The 578-nt window shown below is 57.4% G+C and carries 1 rRNA gene; it reads left to right on the top strand.

Annotated elements, in window-relative coordinates:
• Positions 1 to 578, top strand: a 23S ribosomal RNA gene (locus tag MTP10_RS41850); the annotation flags it as partial.

The following is a 578-nucleotide window of genomic DNA, read 5'->3' as shown; positions in this document are numbered from 1 at the left end:
GCAGAGACAACCAGGAGGTTGGCTTAGAAGCAGCCACCCTTGAAAGAGTGCGTAATAGCTCACTGGTCAAGTGATTCCGCGCCGACAATGTAGCGGGGCTCAAGTACACCGCCGAAGTCGTGGCACTGACAGTTCCTTTGGGTGCTGTTGGTGGGTAGGGGAGCGTCGTGCAGCCGGCGAAGCAGCAGAGTGATCTAGTTGTGGAGGCTGTGCGAGTGAGAATGCAGGCATGAGTAGCGAATCGAGGGTGAGAAACCCTCGCGCCGGATGACCAAGGGTTCCTGGGGCAGGCTAATCCGCCCAGGGTAAGTCGGGACCTAAGGCGAGGCCGACAGGCGTAGTCGATGGACAACGGGTTGATATTCCCGTACCCGCTTCAATGCGCCCATATCGAACCTCGTGATGCTAAGAGTCCTTAAGTCCCTAACGCTCTTCGGAGTGTGGGTGAGACTGAACGCTCGATCCGATCGGGTAGTAGGTAAGCGATGGGGTGACGCAGGAAGGTAGTCCAGCCCAGGCGATGGTTGTCCTGGGGTAAGCATGTAGGGAGTGAGGTAGGCAAATCCGCCTCGCATTAA

This window comes from Nonomuraea sp. 3-1Str, from assembly GCF_031570565.1.
Lineage (GTDB): Bacteria > Actinomycetota > Actinomycetes > Streptosporangiales > Streptosporangiaceae > Nonomuraea.
This window is presented reverse-complemented; position numbering and strand designations above follow the sequence as displayed.